3 protein-coding genes are annotated in these 3,358 nt (G+C 70.1%); all 3 read left to right on the top strand.

The features are described from left to right. Window positions 1–39: 39 nt before the first annotated feature. On the top strand, window positions 40–309 hold the full coding sequence (rpsO, locus tag VGT06_02600) for a 30S ribosomal protein S15 (protein ID HEV8662024.1): 270 nt from the start codon (window positions 40–42) through the stop codon (window positions 307–309). A gap of 85 nt (window positions 310–394) precedes the next feature. Beyond that, complete coding sequence (gene pnp / locus VGT06_02595) at window positions 395–2,494, top strand: polyribonucleotide nucleotidyltransferase (GenBank protein HEV8662023.1); 2,100 nt, start codon at window positions 395–397, stop codon at window positions 2,492–2,494. Between the two features lie 4 nt (window positions 2,495–2,498). Then, window positions 2,499–3,358: pitrilysin family protein (locus tag VGT06_02590; GenBank protein HEV8662022.1), on the top strand; the 860-nt coding region annotated here is incomplete at its 3' end.

Below are 3,358 nucleotides of genomic sequence, written 5' to 3'. Positions count from 1 at the left end.
GGACGCCCGGCGCAGGGCGGGAAAGGGGGGGGAATGGAAATGGCGAAGGCGATCGCCAAGAAGCAGGAGCTGATCGGCCAGTTCAAGATCCACGAGAGCGATACGGGGTCGCCGGAGGTGCAGGTGGCCCTGCTCTCGGGGCGGATCAACTACCTCACGGAGCATCTGACTGCTCACAAGAAGGATCACCATTCTCGCCGGGGCCTCTTAAAGATGGTCGGCCGGCGGAGAAAACTGCTGGACTACCTCAAGAGCAAAGACATCAACCGGTACCGGGCCCTCATCGAGCGGTTGGGGATCCGCCGGTAGCCGTCCGCGGGCTGCCGTGACGGTCCGGGCGGTGCCGGGAGAGCCCGGGAGCCGGACGCGCGCGGGCAGCGGAAGAAAAGGATCCATGACTCATCGCTTCGAGACGATCGTGGGGGGGAAGCCCCTCAGCATCGAAACCGGCGCCGTCGCTCGTCAGGCCGACGGGGCCGCTTGGGTTCGCTACGGGGACACCGTGGTGCTCGTCACCGCCGTGGCGGCCAAGCAGGCCCGGGAGGGGATCGACTTCTTCCCCCTCACCGTGGACTACCAGGAGCGCGCCTACGCCGCCGGGAAGATCCCCGGGGGATTCTTCAAGCGCGAAGGGCGCCCCCGGGACGCCGAGACGCTGGCTTCCCGCCTCATCGACCGGCCGATCCGCCCCCTGTTCCCCAAGGGGTACCGCCGGGACGTGCAGATCATCGCCACCGTGCTGTCCGCCGATACGGAGAACGACCCGGACGTCCTGGCCATCGTCGGCGCCTCGGCCGCCCTCAGCCTGTCTCCGATCCCGTTCCTCGGGCCCATCGGTGCCGTGCGGGTCGGACGGGTGGGCGGCCAGTTCATTCTCAACCCCACCTACGGCCAGCTGGAGCGGAGCGACCTGGACCTGGTCGTCGCGGGGACGCGGGACGGGGTGGTGATGGTGGAGGCCGGGGCGCGGGAGACCCCGGAGGGGGTCGTGCTGGAGGCCATCGCGGTCGGGCACAAGGCGCTGGCGGACCTCTGCGGGATTCAGGAGCAGCTGCAGCAGGCCTGCGGGAAACCCAAGACGGGCTTCACCCGCCCCACCGGCGATCCCGCCCTCGCCGAGCGGGTCGCCGCGGTCTGCCGGGAGCCAATCCGGGCCCTGGCCGCCGACCTCGCGAAGGAGGATCGGGCGGACCGCCTGGCGGAGATCCGCGAGCGGACCGTGGCCGGCTTCACCGGGGAGCCGCCCGAGGTGTTGGGGGAGGTGCGGGAACTGGTCGAGACGATAGAAAAGGAGGAGATGCGCCGCCTGCTCCTCACGCGGGGGATCCGGACCGATGGCCGCAGTCCGGACGCCATCCGCCCGATCCGGATCGCGGTCGGGCTCCTCCCCAGGACCCACGGCTCCGCCCTCTTCACCCGCGGGGAGACCCAGGCCCTGGTCACCACGACCCTGGGGACCTCCGAGGACGTCCAGCGCCTCGACAGCATCGAGGGGGAGGGATTCAAGCGGTTCATGCTCCACTACAACTTCCCGCCCTTCAGCGTGGGGGAGGTCCGGTTCCTCCGCGGTCCGGGCCGCCGGGAGATCGGCCATGGAGCGCTGGCCGAGCGGGCCCTCCTGACGATCCTGCCGGCGCCCGACGAGTTCCCCTACACGCTGCGCATCGTCAGCGACATCCTGGAGTCGAATGGCTCCTCCTCCATGGCGACCGTCTGCGGCGCGTCCCTCGCCCTCATGGACGCCGGCGTGCCGATCCGGGCCGCCGTGGGGGGCGTGGCCATGGGGCTGGTGAAGGAGGGGGACAAGGTCGTCATCCTCACCGACATCCTGGGGCTGGAGGACCACCTGGGGGACATGGATTTCAAGGTGGCCGGCACGCGGCGGGGCCTCACGGCCCTGCAGATGGACATCAAGATCGTCGGCGTCACCGCCGCCCTCATGGGGGAGGCACTGGAGCGCGCCCGGGCGGCGCGGCTCCACGTCCTGGACCAGATGGACAAGGTACTCGCCCACCACCGCGACCACATCTCCCCCTACGCGCCCCGGATCATCACCTTCAAGATCCCCGTGGACAAGATCCGGGAGGTCATCGGCCCGGGCGGGAAGATGATCCGGAGCATCATCGAGGAGACCGGGGTCAAGATCGACATCAGCGACGACGGCACGGTGGAGATCGCGTCGGCGGACGAGGCCGCGGCCGCCAAGGCCCTCGGGATCGTCCACAAGATCATCGAGGTCCCGGAAGTGGGGAAGACCTACACCGGGAAGGTGAAGAAGATCACCGATTTCGGGGCTTTCGTGGAGATCCTCCCCGGCACCGACGGGCTCCTCCACATCTCCCAGATCGCGGAGACGCGGATCGTGCGCGTGGAGGACGTCCTGAAGGAGGGCCAGGAGGTGACCGTCAAGGTGATCGAGATCGACCGGGCGGGCAAGGTTCGCCTGAGCCGCAAGGAGGTTCTCCGGGACCAGCAACAGCGCGAGAAGCGGTAGCGGCATGCCCCGCTCCCCTCTCATCCGGAAGGCGGTCCTGGCGAACGGGCTCACGGTCCTGACGGAGCGAATGCCCGCCGTCCGGTCCGTGGCCCTGGGGGCGTGGATCGGGGTCGGCTCCCGGGACGAGGAGGCGCCGCAGGCCGGGATCTCCCACTTCCTGGAGCACATGCTCTTCAAGGGGACGGAGCGGCGGTCCGCGGAGGCCATCGCCCAGGAGATCGAGGCGGTCGGGGGGAGGCTGGACGCCTTCACCTCCCGGGAGCACACCTGCTACTACGCCAAGGTCCTCGGCGGCCACCTCCCGCTCGCCGTGGACCTCCTGGCCGATCTCCTCCTCCATCCCCGCCTGGACCCCGCCGACCTGGAGAAGGAGCGGGGGGTCATCCTTCAGGAGATCCGGATGGTGGAGGACACCCCCGACGACGAGATCCACGACCTCTTCGCCCAGGCGATCTGGGGGGAGCACCCCCTGGGACGTCCGATCCTCGGGCGTCCCCAGACGCTCGAGGCCCTCACCCGGGAGGACCTCCGGACGTACCTTGCGGGGCACTACCGCCCCCACCGGACCATCCTGGCCGCGGCCGGCGACCTGGACCACGACCGCCTCCTGGACCTCCTCCAGACTCACCTGGGGGGCTGGGACGGTCCGGAGGCCGCGGCCACCGCACCTGCCCCTCCCGTGGCCCGCCCCGCCACCGTCACCAAGGACCGGGACGTCTCGCAGGTCCACGTCTGCCTCGGAGTGGAGGGCCTCTCCTACGCCCACCGGGACCGGTACGCGCTCAACCTCGTGAACACGGTCCTCGGGGGGGGCATGTCCAGCCGGCTCTTCCAGGAGGTCCGGGACCAACGGGGGCTGGT

The sequence above is a fragment of the Candidatus Methylomirabilis sp. genome, assembly GCA_036000645.1.
GTDB lineage: Bacteria > Methylomirabilota > Methylomirabilia > Methylomirabilales > JACPAU01 > JACPAU01.
Note: the sequence above shows the minus strand (reverse complement) of the source record. Positions and strands in the feature narration are given on the sequence as shown.